We start from the raw sequence: 15,418 nt of genomic DNA on the forward strand, positions 1-15,418 counted from the left end.
CCACCCGGGAGTCCGCATGACCGACCAGAGCTCGTCCCTGCGCGTCGCCATGATCGGCCACGCGTTCATGGGCAACGCCCACTCGCAGGCCTGGCGCACCGCGCCCCACTTCTTCGCCCTGCCCCGGCACCCCGAGATGACGGTCGTGGTCGGCCGTGACGCCGACCGCGCCGCCGAGGCGGCTGCCCGTCTGGGCTGGGCCGAGAGCTCGACGGACTGGCGTGCCGTCGTCGCCCGCGACGACATCGACGTCGTCGACATCTGCACGCCGGGCGACACCCACGCCGAGATCGCCATCGCCGCCCTCGAGGCCGGCAAGCACGTCCTGTGCGAGAAGCCGCTCGCCAACACCGTCGCCGAGGCCGAGGCGATGACCGCTGCCGCCGACCAGGCCCGCGCTCGTGGGGTGCGCGCGATGGTCGGGTTCACCTACCGCCGGGTGCCCGCCATCGGGCTGGCCCGCCGGCTGGTCGACGAGGGCCGGATCGGAGAGATCCGCCATGTCCGGGCGCAGTACCTCCAGGACTGGATCGCCGATCCCGAGGCGCCGCTCTCCTGGCGTCTCGACAAGGAGAAGGCCGGGTCGGGCGCGCTCGGCGACATCGGCGCCCACGTCGTCGACCTCACGCAGTACATCACCGGCACCCGCATCACCGAGCTCACCGGTCGTCTCGAGACCTTCGTCAAGGAGCGGCCGTACGCCGCGGGCGACACCTCGGGCAGCCTCGGCGGTGGCGGCACCACGACCGAGCGGGGCCCGGTGACGGTCGACGACGCGGCGTCCTTCCTGGCGACCTTCGCCGGCGGCGCGATGGGCGTCTTCGAGGCGACCCGCTTCGCGACCGGCCGCAAGAACGCCATCCGCATCGAGGTCAACGGCTCGCTGGGCAGCCTCGCGTTCGACTTCGAGGACATGAACGTCCTCGAGTACTTCGACGCGCGCGAGGACGCCGACGTCGCCGGCTTCCGGCGGATCATCGCCACCGAGGCCACGCACCCGTACGTCGCGGCCTGGTGGCCGCCCGGCCACGGGCTCGGCTACGAGCACGGCTTCACCCACCAGGTCGTCGACCTCGTCACGGCGATCGCCGACGGCACAGATCCCAGCCCGTCCTTCGCCGACGGCCTCAACGTCCAGCGTGTGCTGGATGCCGTCGAGACCAGCTCCCTCACCCGCACCTGGCAGGAGATCTCCCACCTTGATTGACGCAAGCGTGACCGACCGCTTCACCCCCACCCCCGACGACAGGTTCTCGTTCGGACTCTGGACGGTCGGCTGGCAGGGAGTCGACGTCTTCGGACCTGCCTCGCGCGACCTCCTCGACCCGGTCGAGGCGACGTACAAGCTCGCCGAGCTCGGTGCCTCCGCGGTCACCTTCCACGACGACGACCTGCTGCCCGACGAGACCGAGCGCGAGGCGACGCTCGAGCGCTTCCGCACGGCGCTGTCCGACACCGGGCTCGTCGTCGAGATGGTCACGACGAACACGTTCTCCGATCCGGTCTTCAAGGAGGGCGCGATCACGGCCAACAACCGTGAGGTGCGCCGCTACGCGTTGGCCAAGGTGCTGCGCAACATCGACCTGGCCGCCTCGCTCGGTGCGAAGACCTTCGTGATGTGGGGTGGGCGGGAGGGCGCCGAGCACGGCGGCAGCAAGAACGTCGGCGCGGCGATGGACCGGTTCCGGGACGCGCTGAACACCGTGTGCGCCTACGTCAACGAGCAGGGCTACGACATGCGCTTCGCGCTGGAGCCCAAGCCCAACGAGCCGCGCGGCGACATCCTGCTGCCCAGCATCGGGCACGCGATCGCCCTGATCTCCGAGCTGGAGCACCCGGAGATGGTCGGCCTCAACCCCGAGGTCGGGCACGAGGAGATGGCCGGGCTCAACTTCGCGCACGGCATCGCCCAGGCGCTGTGGCACGACAAGCTCTTCCACATCGACCTCAACGGCCAGCACGGCCCGCGCTTCGACCAGGACCTGCGCTTCGGGGCGGGCAACTTGCGGGGGGCGTTCTGGACCGTGGACGCGATGCTCGGCGCCGGCACCGAGCGCCGCTACGACGGCTACGTCCACTTCGACTACAAGCCGCCCCGCGCCGAGGCCATCGACGGGGTCTGGGAGTCGGCACGCGGCTGCATGCGCAACTACCTGATCCTGCGCGAGAAGGTGCAGGCCTTCCGAGCCGACCCCGAGGTCGCCGCGGCCGTCGAGGCGGCCGGCGTGATGGAGCTCGAGCAGCCCACGGTCGCCCCCGGGGAGTCGCTCGACGACGTACGGAACGCCACCTACGACCTCGAGGCGCTGCGCGCTCGCAGCGTTGCCATGGAGGCCCTCGACCAGCTCGCGATGGAGCACCTGCTCGGTGTCCGCTGACCCGATCTCTGGAAGGAACTGACATGCCACGACCGATCACGCTGTTCACCGGCCAGTGGGCCGACCTGCCGTTCGAGGAGGTGGCCCGGCTCGCGTCCGAGTGGGGGTACGACGGCCTCGAGATCGCCTGCTGGGGCGACCACCTCGACCCGTGGCAGGCCGACGACGAGGGCTACGCCCAGGGCAAGCTCGACCTGCTGGAGAAGTACGGCCTGGGCGTCTACGCGATCTCCAACCACCTCAAGGGCCAGGCCGTCTGCGACGACCCGATCGACGCTCGTCACGAGGCGATCCTCTCCGCGAAGGTCTGGGGCGACGGCGACCCCGAGGGCGTGCGGCAGCGGGCGGCCGAGGAGATGAAGATGACCGCCCGCCTCGCGCAGCAGCTCGGCGTGAAGACCGTCGTCGGCTTCACCGGCTCCTCGATCTGGAAGTACGTCGCGATGTTCCCGCCGGCCACCGAGGAGATGGTCGCCGCCGGCTACCGCGACTTCGCCGACCGCTGGAACCCGATCCTGGACGTCTTCGACGAGTGCGGCGTGCGCTTCGCCCACGAGGTGCACCCCTCCGAGATCGCCTACGACTACTGGACGACGGTCGCGACGATGGAGGCGATCGGGCACCGCGAGGCGTTCGGCCTCAACTGGGACCCGTCGCACTTCGTGTGGCAGGACCTCGACCCGGCCGGCTTCCTGTGGGACTTCAAGGACCGGATCTACCACGTCGACTGCAAGGACGCGAAGCGTCAGACGGGCAACGGTCGCAACGGCCGGATGGGCTCGCACCTGCCGTGGGCCGACCCCCGGCGTGGCTGGGACTTCGTGTCCACCGGCCACGGCGACGTCCCGTGGGAGCAGTGCTTCCGGATGCTCAACACCATCGGGTACGACGGCCCGATCTCGGTCGAGTGGGAGGACGCCGGCATGGACCGCCTCGTCGGCGCTCCCGAGGCTCTCGAGTTCGTCCGCCGGCTCGCCTTCGACGCTCCGGAGGCCGCGTTCGACGCGGCGTTCTCCACGAAGGAGTAGCACCACCGCACCGCACACATGTCAATCTCGGGAAAGGAACCACCTCATGTGTTTCGGCTATGACGGCGAGAGCGCGCTGCGCGACTCGCTCGACCGCAAGGGCGCCAGTCGCCGTACGTTGTTCCGCGGAGCGGCGGCCGGTGTCGCCGGCGCCGCCGTGCTGGGGAGCGGCGTGGCCGCACCCGCGTCCGCATCGAAGGGCCGGGGCCATGGCCACGGTCATGGCTGCCGGTCGGTGCCGCACGACGAGATCAGCATCCAGCTCTACACGCTGCGCGCGGCGATGAGCACGCCCGAAGGTGTGGACCTGGTGCTGACCCGGCTCGCGCAGTACGGCTACGAGAAGGTCGAGCTCGCCGGGCTCTACGGGCGTACGGCGAGCGCGATGCGTGCGCAGCTGAACGACCTCGGGATCCGGGCGTCCTCGAGCCACGACGGCATCAGCGCCGACGCCGCGGCCCTGCGCGTCAAGCTCGAGAACGCGCTGATCCTGGGACAGAGGTACGTCAATGTGCCGTACCTCAACTCGACCTCGCTCGCCGACTGGCAGCGCTGGGCCGACCAGATGAACGCGGAGGCGGCGGTCGCGAAGCGCTACGGGCTCCGCTACGGCTACCACAACCACGCCCACGAGTTCACGATCGACCTCGGCGGCGGGCTGACCCCGTGGGAGGTGCTGACCTCGCGGCTGGACCGCAAGCTGGTGCACCTCGAGGTCGACCTCTACTGGGCCTACACGGGAGGGGTGAACACCGGCGCGGCCGATCCCGACCGGTTCGCGATCGACGTGATCCGCGAGGCGCCGCAGACGGTCCGGCAGTTCCACGTGAAGGACCGCGACGCCGCCACCGGCGACATGTGCGACCTCGGCACCGGCGTCGTCGACTTCCCGCGGATCTTCCGCAGCCACACGGTGGAGGAGTACATCGTCGAGAACGACACCCCTGACGTCTCGCCGCTCACCAGCGCCGCCGTCGGCCACCTCTACCTCGACCACGTGGAGTACTGACGGGCGAGTGGTTTCGAGACGGTTGCTAGCGCAACCTCCTCGACCACCGACTTCCGGTGGTTGAGGAAGGCGCGCTTGCGCCTGTCTCGAAACCACCCTGGGGACGGCGACGCGCACCGGTCGGCAGGCGCGGCTAGGGTTCTCGGGTGCCTGAGACCCCCACCGTCAGCGAGCTGCTGCAGACCGCCGTGACGGCACTCGGCGGGCAGGAGCGGGCCGGTCAGGTGCAGATGGCCGAGGCCGTCACCGAGGCGATGGAGGGCGAGCAGCACCTGCTCGTCCAGGCCGGCACCGGCACCGGCAAGTCGCTGGCCTACCTGGTCCCGAGCCTGCTGCACCGGGACCGGGTCGTGGTCGCGACGGCGACGCTCGCGCTCCAGCACCAGCTGGTCGAGCGCGACCTGCCGCGCCTCGTCGACGCGGTGAAGGACAGTGGCGTCGACACGTCGTACGCCGTGCTCAAGGGCCGCTCCAACTACGCCTGCCTGCACCGCATCCGCGAGGGCGTGCCCGACGAGCAGGGCGCGCTCGAGGTGGTGCTGCCCGAGGGCTCGCTCGGCAAGAAGGTGCTCGAGCTGCGCACCTGGGCCGAGTCCGAGGTCGAGGGCAAGGGCAGCGGCGAGCGCGACCGCGCGCCCCGGCACACCGACCGGGAGTGGCGCCAGGTCAGCGTCAACCACCGTGAGTGCCTGGGCGCGGCCAAGTGCCCGTTCGGGCAGGAGTGCTTCGCCGAGCTGGCCCGGGAGAAGGCGCACCGCTCGCACCTCGTCGTCACCAACCACTCCCTGCTCGCGATCGACGCGATCGAGGGCGTGCCGATGATCCCGGAGTACGACGTCGTCGTGATCGACGAGGCCCACGAGCTGACGACGCGGGTGACCCAGGCCGCCACCGACGAGCTCTGGGCGGCCGAGGTCGAGCGCGCCGCGCGCCGCAGCCAGCGCCACGTCGAGGGTGACCAGGCCGACGACCTCGCCGACGCGGCCGACGCGCTCCGCGACGCGATCTCCGAGGCCAGCCCCGGACGCTTCGACCGGATCCCCGAGCAGCTCTCCGACGCCCTGGTGCTGGTGCGCGACGCGGCCCGCGCGTGCGTGTCGGCCTACCCCAAGACGACCGAGGACGCCGACGCGGGGCTGACCCAGGCGAAGGGTGCCGTGCAGGAGGTCTTCGCGACCGCCGATCGGATGGCCGCCGACCTCGACTCCGACGTCCTCTGGATGTCGGAGGGCACCGAGCGGATGCCACCTCGCCTCTGCGTCGCGCCGCTCCAGGTGTGGGGCCCGATGCGCGACAAGCTGCTGGCCGACAAGACCGTGGTGTTCACGTCGGCGACCCTGATGCTCGGTGGCGACTTCTCCACCGTCGCGACCAGCGTCGGCCTCAAGCCCTCGGAGCGCGTCGACGGCCCGGCGGAGCGCACCGACGGCGCGATGCCGTGGCGCGGGCTGGACGTCGGTAGCCCCTTCGACTACGGCCGCCAGGGCATCCTGTACGTCGCGCGCCACCTCCCGCCGCCCGGTCGCGACGGCATGAGCACCGCGATGCTCGATGAGATCGTCGAGCTCGTCGACGCCGCCGAGGGCCGCACGCTAGGGCTCTTCTCGTCCCGCCGAGCGGCCGAGGCCGCGGCCGAGGTGGTCCGCGAGCGGCTGCCCCACCTGACCACCCTGGCGCAGGGCGACGCGCAGCTGCCCGAGCTGGCGGCGCAGTTCGTCGGCGACCCGCACACCTGCCTCTTCGGCACCCTCAGCCTGTGGCAGGGGCTCGACGTCCCGGGGGACACCTGCCAGCTGGTGCTCATCGACCGGATCCCGTTCCCGCGCCCGGACGACCCGCTGCTCAGCGCGCGCCAGAAGGCCGCCGACCAGGCCGGCGGCAACGGGTTCATGCAGGTGGCCGCCACCCATGCCGCGCTGCTGCTCGCGCAGGGCGCCGGGCGGCTGATCCGCACGCACACCGACCGCGGCGTCGTCGCGGTGCTCGACCCGCGGCTCGCGACCGCGCGCTACGGCTCGTTCCTCAGGGCCAGCCTGCCGCCGATGTGGACGACGACCGACCCCGCCGTCGTACGACAGGCGTTGAAGAGGTTGTCAGCCGATCGTTGAGAGCCGGTAGCGCATCGGTGCGTTGTTGTCCTTGGGCCGGCCGCTGCACGAGTAGTGGACCGGGTCGTCGGCCTGGGCGGTCCAGCAGCGGTAGCGGATCCCGGCGTTCGACAGCGTCACGTCGACCCGGGTGGTGGTGCGACCGGAGAACGGGACGACCACGCGAGCGTTGCCAGCCTTCGAGAGTCGCACGAAGGTCGCCTTCGACCGGCCCGACTTGTCGTACCTGGTGACGACGGCGGCCGCCCCGGTCTTCGGGCGGGGGAGCGCCAGGTCGATCCGCAGCCGCTTGCCGCGCAGGGCGGCGCTGGGCTTGACCTGCACGGTGCCGGTCGAGAGGTGGTCGATGAGGAGGCGCTGCCACGGCGTGCTGTGCTTGCGGGGGGTGAAGGTCCACGACTTCGCCGCGCCGGCCGCGCGGTAGAAGCGGCCCTCCTCGTAGGTGCGCGACGGCCGCCGGTTGGCGTCGCCGAACTGTGCGTAGACGTGGCGCAGGTCGGTCTTCCGGCTCGCGAGCTCGCGCGCCACCGCCTGGATCGAGTAGTTGTCCGGGCCGCCGCTCGAGGCGTCGACCCGCTGCCACAGCCGGCGCATGATCACCGGCAGACCACCCTGGGCCTGGGGGAAGCGCTCGGTGAGGTAGCGGAAGAAGATCCACTCGCCGTACTGGCGAGGGGCGCACGAGTAGCAGCTGAGGAACTGGTCGAGAGGCTTGCGCGGCTGGCGCATCGGGCTCTGCGAGAGGTACTGACGGTTGTCGTCGATGTCGTCGTAGACCTCGTCCTCCGCCCACGTCGCGGTCGCCTCCATGAACCAGGCGTCCTCCTCGTAGTCGTAGGCGAACTGGGTGGCGTGGAAGAGCTCGTGCGCAGCGGTCACCCGCAGGTTGTCGAGCGCGGTCTGGCCACCCGCCCACGAGTAGTCGCTGCTGAAGGTGCAGTACGCCGGGGTGTCGTAGGGGCCCTTGCTCGGCGGCGCGTGGTCGGTGTTGCAGTAGCCGTAGAGCCCCACCCCGAGGTCGGTGATGTAGACGTCGAGCTTGGCGTCGCCGCCGACGGTGCCGTCCGACTTCGGCGCCCGGTAGCCCGCCGTCTGGTAGGTGTCGAGCACGTGGGTGGCGATCGCACCGACCTGGTTGATGTAGTCCGGGCTGACCGTGCCGTTGTCCCAGTGCACGCGCACCGAGCCGAAGTCGCTCCACACCTCGTCGGCCCAGCCCTCGGACGTCGGCGGGCGGCTCAGCAGCGCGGCTGCGCGGGCTCGCTCGCCGCTCGGGAGGTCGGCCTGGCGCAGCCGGAGGTCGCGCAGGGCCAGCGTCAGGTCGCGGCCGTCGTCCGTGGTCCTCTCGGGCACGGGAGACTCGGTCGACCGGTCGTCGGCCGGTGCCGGCGAAAGCAGCTCCTCCACGTCGTCGAGGGCGTCGAGGGCGTCGACGGCGGCATCGGTCGCGTCGGTCGCCCCGGTGGTCGCAGTCGGTGTGGTGTTCGTGACTGCGGGGTCGGGATCCGTGCCGTCGGCGTAGCCGGGGGCGGCGACCGCCCCGAGGGCCAGCACGGCCACCAGCAGGCCGGTGGTGGGCAGGGTCAGTCGACCGAGAGGAGTTCGCACGCCCCTACTGTCCCTGACGGGGGCAAGAATCGCCCAACCACGACTCGCCGGTCCGCTGGACGAGATCATCCGGTGGTCGCGCTCGGCGAGGCGTGCGGGTCAGCTACAGGAGCGCGCGGCCGTCGTAGCCGCGCCGGGGCCGACCGACGCCGAAGTAGGCGGCCAGCGTGGGGGCGACGTCGACGGTGTGGGCGACGCGCGTGTCCGCGCGACGGCGTACGACGGGGTGACCGCCGGAGATGAAGAACGGGATCGCCCGGGTCGCCGGGTGGCCGTGGTTGCCGGGGATCGGGTTGGAGGTCGCCGGGTCCGGGTCGCTGAAGCGCCACCCGGCCTTGCAGAAGGCGACCACGTCACCGGCCTCCGGCCCGAGACGCAGCCCCCGCGCGCGCCGGTCGTACGCCGCGAGGACGCCCTCCTGCGCGCGGGCGATCGCCCGCATCCGGCGCACCGCCTCCTCGTGCCGGGACGACGGTCCGGTCCAGTAGAGGAGGTCGGCGCCACCGTTGTCGGCGATCTCGACGCGGCCGGCGAGGAGCGGGTCGGCGGCGAGCGGGGCCGTCAGGCTGATCACCTTGTCGGGCGTCGACCAGTCCATCGAGTGGTCGGCCAGCACGATCAGGACCGAGTCGCGCCACTTGTCCTGGTCGTGCAGGGCGTCGACGAACATGCCGACCTGGGCGTCGGCGTCGGCGAGCGCGAGGCGACGGGTCAGCCGGAGCGAGGTGCCGGAGACGTCGGCGTGCCCGAACCGGTCGATGTCGCCGAGGTTGACGAACATCAGGTTCGGGTCGAAGTCCTCGAGCATCGTCAGCGCGGCTCGCATCGTGAAGGCATCGGGGGCGTGCTCGGTGATCGGCAGCGTCGGCTCCGGCTCCCACCGGTGCGTCGCGCGACCGCCGAAGACGCCGTACAGGTACTCCTTCGAGAGCACCGTGCCGGTCGTGGCGCCGTGCCGGTTGAGGCGCTCGATCACGGTGTCGCACCGGATGTCGGTGGGCCGGTCCATGTCGCGCACGGTCCGGGCCCGCCGGTCGTAGATCGAGTTGGCGGGCACGCCGGTGCGGTCGGGCCGCAGGCCGGTCATCATCATCACGTGGTTGGGGATGGTCTCCATCACCGGCATCGACGACGCCCGCGGGAAGCGCAGCCCCGCGTCGCGCAGCGCGGCGAGCCGCGGGGTCAGGCCGCTGTCGAGCTCGTCGGGACGGCACCCGTCGATGACCAGCACGTAGGCGCGCTTGCGCGGCCGGGCGGCGTACGCCGCGGCACCGGGCAGGCTCGAGAAGACCAGGCCGGCGGCCCCAGCCTTGAGTACGGTACGGCGCTCGAGGCTCATCGCGGCCCACCCGGAAGGGGCTCGGCCACCTGCTCGACGCGACCCGTGCCGGTCTTCGTGGCGTACGACGTCGACCAGGTGATCGGGGTGGTGCGGTCGGCGCGGTCGCCGATGACGTACCAGTCCATCTGTGCGCGGGTGGCGGTGATGTCGAGCACCGAGAACCCGTGGCTGTCGAAGTCGAGGTACTTGATGTGCCGGTTGTTGGCCTTGATCGCCGTCTCGACGGCCACGCTCGTGGTGCGCGGCGGCGTGCCGGTGATGTCCTTGAGGTTGCTGGAGGTGACCGACGAGCAGACGAACTCGACCCCGGCCGAGTCGCCGACGGGGTACGTCGAGGCGTCGTACGGCAGCTCGCACGCCCAGCCCGAGTGGATGTCGCCGGTGATGAAGAGCGCGTCGGTGACCTGGTGGTCGCGGATGTGCTCGAAGACCTCGCGCCGGTCGTGGGTGTAGCCGTCCCACTGGTCGAGGTTGTAGGCGACGCCGTCGCGCGGCAGCAGGCCGGTCACGTCGTTGACCGGGTCGACCAGGTCGTGCGGCACCGAGCCGAACTCGACCGGCGCGATCATCACCGGGTTCCCCACGACCTTCCACTGGGCGCCGGCGCGCTTCAGGCCGCCCTTGAGCCAGTCCATCTGCTGGCGGCCGGTGATGGTGCGGTCGGCAGCGTCCGCGTCCGCGCCGGGCGTCTTCAGCTGTCCGTCGCGATAGCTGCGCAGGTCGAGCATGCTCAGCTCCGCGAGGGTCCCGAAGCGGAAGCGGCGGAAGAGCCGGTCCCCGTCGCCGAGCCGGGCGGTGCCGTCGAGGCGCACCGGCATCCACTCGTCGTACGCGCGGTGCGCGCGGGCCCGGCGGCGGTGGTAGTCGCCCTCGCCGAGGTCGGGGTTGTGGTTCTCCGCCCCGTCCTTCCACTGGTCGTTGGCGACCTCGTGGTCGTCCCAGGTGATGATCCAGGGGTACTTCGCGTGCAGGTCCTGGAGGTCGCGGTCCTGCTTGTACTGCGCGTGCCGCTGGCGGTAGTCGGGCAGCGACACCATCTCGTGCGCGGGCACGTGGGAGCGGATGTCGCGGTCGTCGGAGCCGTAGCCGTACTGGCCGGGTCCGTACTCGTAGAGGTAGTCGCCGAGGTGGATGACGGCGTGCAGGTCGTCGCGGTCGGCGAGCCCGCGGTAGGCGCTGAACCAGCCGGCCTGGAGGTTGGCGCACGACACGACCCCGAACCTCAGGTGCCGGGGGGTGGCCTCGGGCGCCGGTGCCGTACGCGTGCGGCCCACGCGGCTGGTCTGGCCGGCGACGTGGAAGCGGTAGTGGTACCAGGTGGCTGGGTCCAACCCGGTCACGTCGACCTTGACCGTGTGGTCGCGGCTCGGTCCGGTGGCGAACGTGCCCCGCCGCACGACATGGCGGAACCGGCCGTCGGTGGCCACCTCCCAGGTGACCGTGACCCGCGGCCCCTTCCCGGAGCCGGGGGTGCTCGCCGGGGTCGGGGTGACCCGGGTCCAGATCAGCACGGCGTGGGGGAGCGGGTCGCCCGACGCGACCCCGTGGCGGAACTGGCGGTGGCCGGGGCGAGCGACGGCCTCGGCGGCGGCGTCCTCGGCGTGCAGGGTGCCGACGGCGGCGGCACCGACGGCACCGGCAGTGCTGGAGGCGAGCACGGTGCGCCGCCGCAGCGACAGGCGGTCTGAGGGGATCGGCATGGGCACGATCTACCCAACGACCGGCGGCTCCTCACGTGACGCGGGCGTGGGAGCCGAGAGTTCATCCGGCGTTCGTCTGGGTGCCGGCCACAGCGACGGCAGCGGGATCCGGCCGATCGCGCGCGCGGCCGCCCACCCGACCAGGATGACCAGCCAGCCGACCAGGGCGTCGATCACCCAGTGGTTGCCGGTGCCGACGATGACGATCGCGGTGCCGACGGCGTACGCCCAGCCCAGCACGCGGATCCACTTGCGGGTCGCGTAGACCTGGAGCGCGAGCGCGACCCACAACGACCAGCCGGCGTGCAGCGAGGGGAACGCCGCGAGCTCGTTGGTCAGGCCGCCGAGGCCGCGGGGCGCCGAGGCGTCACCGCCCCACCAGCCGTCGGCCGCGTGCAGGCTGAGCACGTCGACGTACCCGCTGATGAACCGCGGCGGCGCCGTCGGCATCATCAGGTAGGCCGCGAGACCGAGCAGGGTGCCGATCACGAGCGCCCGCCGGGCGGGGCCGTAGCGATCGGCGCCCAGCCGCCACAGCCAGATCAGCACCGCCGCCGTGACGACGTAGTGCAGCGAGGCGTACCAGTAGCTGCCGACGAGACCGATCGCCCGGTGGTCGGTGAAGAGCTGGTTGAGGGGGACCTCCCAGCTGATGCCGAGGAGGTCCTCGATGTGGAGCAGGTCGTTGGCCCGGTGCAGCGCCGGCTGCATGCTGGTGTCGGCCAGCAGCCGGGCGAGGCTGTAGAAGACCCAGAGCGCGAGGATCAGCAGCAGCTCGAGGAGGGCCCGGGCCCAGCCGGGGACCGTCCGTTGGCGGGCAAGCGCGGGTGCCGTGGTCACAGCACCAGCGTCTTTCATCGGCCCTCCCGTGCCATCAGGGATCCTCCCCTGTCTCCAACGTCAGGGTCGGATCAGGGGATTCCCAGGGGAAGCCAGAAATTCACGAGCGATCAAACCCTGCGCAGCACCGCCGTCACCTTTCCCAGGATGGTGGCGTGAGTGCCGTCAATCGGATCGTAGTTGGGGTTGTGCGGCAGGAGCCACACCTTTCCGTCCTTGCGCTGGAACGTCTTGACCGTGGCCTCGCCGTCGAGGAGCGCCGCGACGATGTCGCCGTTCTCGGCCGTCTGCTCCTTGCGGATCACCACGTAGTCGCCGCTGCAGATGGCCGCCTCGACCATCGAGTCGCCCGAGACCTCGAGCAGGAACAGCTCGCCCTCGCCCACCAGCTGCTTGGGGAGCGGGAAGACCTCGTCGTACGTCTCCTCCGCGAGGATGGGGCCGCCGGCCGCGATCCGGCCGATCAGCGGCACGTACGACGCGGCGGGCACGGCGTCGCCGATCCCGGTCTCGTCGTGCGACGACTCGTCGCCGCTGCCGAGCGAGCGCCGCGCCGCCATCACCTCGGGCAGGAACACCTCGAGGGCACGCGGCCGGTTGGGGTCGCGCTTGAGGTAGCCCTTCTCCTCGAGGACCTTGAGCTGGTGGGCGACGCTCGAGGAGCTGGTCAGCCCCACGGCCTCGCCGATCTCGCGCATGCTCGGCGGGTAGCCCCGCTTCTCGATCGAGTCCTTGATCGTCTGCAGGACGCGCTGCTGCCGCGGGGTGAGCCCGGTGGCGTCGGCGGGCCCGTCGGGCAGCTCGCGCACCGTATCCATCTTCTTGGCACCGGTCTTGTTGGGCATGGGCCCACGCTAGCCATCTCGGGCGTCGTGTTCAAACATTTGTTCGAACGGGCGTGTCGGCCGAGGGGGGTGGCGAGCGGTCGAACAAATGTTCGTCCAGGACCTTGCGTCGTTCGAACAGGTGCTCTAACGTCGTACACACGTTCGATCGAACACCTGATCGATACGGCGCCGCAGACGGACTCCAGAGGGACTGTCGGTGGCTCCCTCTAGAACTGGTGTCACCGAACCGGTGTCAACGATGGCCAACTTCCCCAGGAGCCAGCAGATGAGCACGATGACGATCGACCAGATGTTCCACAGCAAGCCCACCGCCCGCCCGCGCAGCACCGTCCGGCTCACCCGCCGCGGTCGCGTCGTCGTGGTGCTCCTCGCGCTCCTGGCGGTCCTCGCCGTCGGCATCGTCGTCGCCTCCGGCTCGGTGGCCACCGACCACGCCGGCACGCCCGAGCCCACGGCCACGGTGCTCGTCGGTCCCGGCGACACCCTGTGGGACATCGCCTCCGCGGCCGCCGACGACGGCGACGTCGACGCGATGATCGACCGCATCCAGAAGCTCAACGCGCTCGACTCCGGCATGCTCATCGCCGGCCAGCGCCTGCTGATCCCCGTCGACTGACCGGACCGGCACACAGATCTCGTCGAGCGATTCGACCCCGCTCGACGGACCGGGGAAGACGAGGGGCGGAGCCACCAGGCTCCGCCCCTCGCGGCATTTCCAGCCCTACGCTGCGAGCATGGCCGGCTACTCAGGCACCCCGCTGGTGCGCAAGCTCGGGATCAAGGACGACCACCTCGTCCTGCTCGACCGGGCGCCCGGCGACTTCGAGCTCGGGGCGACCACAGCACGCGTCGTACGCCGGCTGCCGGCGTCGGGGCTGGACGTGACGCTCACCTTCCAGACCCGGCTGGTCGACCTCGGGTCGCGGTTGCCGACCCTGTTCGAGCGCACCGTGACCGCCGGGATGGTCTGGACCTGCTGGCCCAAGAAGGCCGCGCAGCGTCAGCTGGGCATCGTCAGCGACCTCGACGACGGGGTGGTCCGCGAGCTCGGGCTGCGCCTGGGCTGGGTCGACGTCAAGGTCGCTGCGATCGACGACACCTGGTCGGGTCTGAAGTTCGTGCGCCGCCTGGCGGATCGGTAGCGGCAGACCTCGGGCACGTCTCTAGCGCGCCGCGCGCCGGCCGCCGATCGGGCGAGGTCCGTCCGACGGCGCGTCGGGCGTCTCCGGTGGGGTCGGCGGCTTGGTGATGCCGAGCCGGCGCAGCAGCCGGGCGACGAGCATCAGGCCGAAGAAGAGGCACGCGACCGCGCCCACCGAGGCGATCGCCAGGAACACCCAGGCCTGCGAGTCGCCCCCGCGGGCGGTCGAGCCGAAGTCGACGGCGGCGTACACGAGGTAGCCCCACGCCACGACCGACAGCGTGATGCCGAGGGCCAGGGCGAGCAGCGCGGGACGCGACGTGGTCCTCCGGCGGGGTCCGCGGCGCGACCCCGCCCGCTTGCCGCCGGTCGCACCCGTCACTGACCCCGCCTCACCGGGCCATTGTGGCCGATCGACCCTGACCGTTCGGGACGCGCCACGGTCCCCGAGGTGATCTACGCTGTCGAGCGTGGGGGACTACCGCGACGGTTCGGTTCCCGTCGGACTCGCGAGCGCGGCCGACGTCGATGCGGTCGCGCGCTCGCTGGCGCGTGAGCTGCTGGCCCTGCCGGACGTGCGCGCGGTCGGGATCGCCCTCATCGAGGGCGGCGGCCGCCGGCTCCGCTTCCTGCCGGTCGCCCCGGGCGGGATGCAGGCGGACTGGTGCCACATCGACGCCTACGACGACGTGCCGCTGACGGGGGTGGTCCGCACGGGCCGGGCCGTCACCGGGGACCTCGACTCCTTCGCCGGTCGTTACGCCGACCTCGTCGCCGTCCAGGTCGCCGCCGGCACCCAGGCCCTGGCCGCCTTCCCGATCCCCGGCGTCACGGCGCCGCTCGGTGGCCTGCTCGTCTACTACGAGCGGCGCCAGGACTTCGGCGGCGAGCAGCGCGAGGTGCTCGAGACCCTGGCGAGGCACGCCGGTGACGCCGTACGACGGGCGCGCGCCCGTGGGGCAGCGACCCCGTCGACGAGCGAGCGTCCCGAGGTGGACGCCTCGGTGCGGTCCGCCTCGCTGGGCCTCGAGGACGACGCGCGGGCTCCGGGTCTCGCACGGCGGTTCCTGCGCCGGACCCTCGCCGAGTGGGGCGTCGAGGACGACCCGGTCGAGACCGCGGAGCTCTGCCTCTCGGAGCTGGTGACCAACGCGGTCATCCACGCGGGCGCGAGCAGCGAGCTCACCCTCACGCTCGACGACGGCATGCTGACCGTCGCCGTCCGCGACCACGGCGGCGCGGGCGCTGCTGCGCACCCGGTCGAGGACGACGACCCGATGCGGGTCTTCGGCCGTGGCCTGGTGCTCGTGGACGCCCTCGCCGACAGCTGGGGTGCGGACCGGGACGAGGTCGGGACGACGTCGTGGTTCGTGCTCGACCTGCCCGACGGAGCCCGGTCGGCCGCCTCCTAGCCCG

General features: G+C 71.7%; 14 protein-coding genes. 8 read left to right on the forward strand and 6 right to left on the reverse strand.

The window, feature by feature from the left end:
- The first annotated feature begins 16 nt into the window (after positions 1–16).
- The 5 genes from ASC77_RS12095 (at position 17) to ASC77_RS12115 (ending at position 6,523) form a co-directional block, all read left to right on the forward strand.
- The gene (locus tag ASC77_RS12095; RefSeq protein ID WP_056152741.1) at positions 17–1,207 is read left to right on the forward strand and encodes a Gfo/Idh/MocA family protein; all 1,191 of its coding nucleotides are present in this window, start codon (positions 17–19) and stop codon (positions 1,205–1,207) included.
- Positions 1,208–1,214: 7 nt separating this feature from the next.
- A complete protein-coding gene (gene xylA, locus ASC77_RS12100) occupies positions 1,215–2,378 on the forward strand; it encodes a xylose isomerase (RefSeq protein ID WP_056152744.1) in 1,164 nt (387 codons plus the stop codon).
- 23 nt (positions 2,379–2,401) lie between these two features.
- Positions 2,402–3,406, forward strand: coding sequence for a sugar phosphate isomerase/epimerase family protein (locus ASC77_RS12105; protein ID WP_056152747.1), 1,005 nt, complete (start codon positions 2,402–2,404; stop codon positions 3,404–3,406).
- A 46-nt stretch (positions 3,407–3,452) separates the two neighbouring features.
- Positions 3,453–4,415, forward strand: a complete 963-nt coding sequence (locus ASC77_RS12110) for a sugar phosphate isomerase/epimerase family protein (RefSeq protein ID WP_056152750.1) — start codon at positions 3,453–3,455, stop codon at positions 4,413–4,415.
- Between the two features lie 146 nt (positions 4,416–4,561).
- Positions 4,562–6,523, forward strand: a complete 1,962-nt coding sequence (locus ASC77_RS12115; RefSeq protein WP_056152754.1) for an ATP-dependent DNA helicase — start codon at positions 4,562–4,564, stop codon at positions 6,521–6,523.
- Here ASC77_RS12115 and ASC77_RS12120 read toward each other — a convergent pair.
- From ASC77_RS12120 to lexA, 5 genes are all read right to left on the reverse strand, one after another.
- Positions 6,509–8,131, reverse strand: coding sequence for an MXAN_6640 family putative metalloprotease (locus tag ASC77_RS12120; protein ID WP_156391047.1), 1,623 nt, complete (start codon positions 8,129–8,131; stop codon positions 6,509–6,511). The two genes, ASC77_RS12115 and ASC77_RS12120, sit on opposite strands and share 15 nt — an antisense overlap.
- Before the next feature lie 103 nt (positions 8,132–8,234).
- Complete coding sequence (locus tag ASC77_RS12125) at positions 8,235–9,470, reverse strand: alkaline phosphatase family protein (RefSeq protein WP_056152760.1); 1,236 nt, start codon at positions 9,468–9,470, stop codon at positions 8,235–8,237.
- Entirely contained in the window at positions 9,467–11,173 is a 1,707-nt protein-coding gene (locus tag ASC77_RS12130) for an alkaline phosphatase D family protein (RefSeq protein WP_056152763.1), read from the reverse strand. Before ASC77_RS12130 ends, ASC77_RS12125 begins: the two co-directional genes overlap by 4 nt.
- A 9-nt stretch (positions 11,174–11,182) precedes the next feature.
- Positions 11,183–12,013 (reverse strand): phosphatase PAP2 family protein, encoded by an 831-nt coding sequence (locus ASC77_RS12135; RefSeq protein ID WP_056152766.1) that lies wholly within the window; start codon positions 12,011–12,013, stop codon positions 11,183–11,185.
- A 110-nt stretch (positions 12,014–12,123) separates the two neighbouring features.
- A complete protein-coding gene (gene lexA / locus ASC77_RS12140) occupies positions 12,124–12,858 on the reverse strand; it encodes a transcriptional repressor LexA (RefSeq protein WP_056152769.1) in 735 nt (244 codons plus the stop codon).
- 268 nt (positions 12,859–13,126) lie between these two features.
- On the opposite strand from lexA, the gene ASC77_RS12145 reads away from it, so the two are divergent.
- Positions 13,127–13,477, forward strand: coding sequence for a LysM peptidoglycan-binding domain-containing protein (locus ASC77_RS12145; protein ID WP_056152772.1), 351 nt, complete (start codon positions 13,127–13,129; stop codon positions 13,475–13,477).
- Between the two features lie 118 nt (positions 13,478–13,595).
- Positions 13,596–14,003, forward strand: a complete 408-nt coding sequence (locus ASC77_RS12150; protein ID WP_056152775.1) for a hypothetical protein — start codon at positions 13,596–13,598, stop codon at positions 14,001–14,003.
- A 21-nt stretch (positions 14,004–14,024) separates the two neighbouring features.
- Here ASC77_RS12150 and ASC77_RS12155 read toward each other — a convergent pair whose 3' ends face one another.
- Positions 14,025–14,384: a hypothetical protein gene (locus ASC77_RS12155; RefSeq protein WP_056152778.1), complete on the reverse strand. Its 360-nt coding sequence runs from the start codon at positions 14,382–14,384 to the stop codon at positions 14,025–14,027.
- Between the two features lie 88 nt (positions 14,385–14,472).
- On the opposite strand from ASC77_RS12155, the gene ASC77_RS12160 reads away from it, so the two are divergent.
- Positions 14,473–15,414 carry an ATP-binding protein gene (locus ASC77_RS12160; protein ID WP_056152781.1) on the forward strand — a complete coding sequence of 314 codons (942 nt, stop codon included), beginning with the start codon at positions 14,473–14,475 and terminating at the stop codon, positions 15,412–15,414.
- The last annotated feature ends 4 nt before the right edge of the window (positions 15,415–15,418 follow it).

This window comes from Nocardioides sp. Root1257, assembly GCF_001425175.1.
Lineage (GTDB): Bacteria > Actinomycetota > Actinomycetes > Propionibacteriales > Nocardioidaceae > Nocardioides.

What these genes read in the sequence shown, in the direction of transcription:
- ASC77_RS12095 (WP_056152741.1), top strand. Translation starts at nt 17, where the DNA reads ATGACCGACCAGAGCTCGTCCCTGCGCGTCGCCATGATCGGCCACGCG.
- ASC77_RS12105 (WP_056152747.1), top strand. Translation starts at nt 2,402, where the DNA reads ATGCCACGACCGATCACGCTGTTCACCGGCCAGTGGGCCGACCTGCCG.
- ASC77_RS12110 (WP_056152750.1), top strand. Translation starts at nt 3,453, where the DNA reads ATGTGTTTCGGCTATGACGGCGAGAGCGCGCTGCGCGACTCGCTCGAC.
- ASC77_RS12125 (WP_056152760.1), bottom strand. Translation starts at nt 9,470, where the DNA reads ATGAGCCTCGAGCGCCGTACCGTACTCAAGGCTGGGGCCGCCGGCCTG.
- ASC77_RS12130 (WP_056152763.1), bottom strand. Translation starts at nt 11,173, where the DNA reads ATGCCGATCCCCTCAGACCGCCTGTCGCTGCGGCGGCGCACCGTGCTC.
- lexA (WP_056152769.1), bottom strand. Translation starts at nt 12,858, where the DNA reads ATGCCCAACAAGACCGGTGCCAAGAAGATGGATACGGTGCGCGAGCTG.
- ASC77_RS12145 (WP_056152772.1), top strand. Translation starts at nt 13,127, where the DNA reads ATGAGCACGATGACGATCGACCAGATGTTCCACAGCAAGCCCACCGCC.
- ASC77_RS12150 (WP_056152775.1), top strand. Translation starts at nt 13,596, where the DNA reads ATGGCCGGCTACTCAGGCACCCCGCTGGTGCGCAAGCTCGGGATCAAG.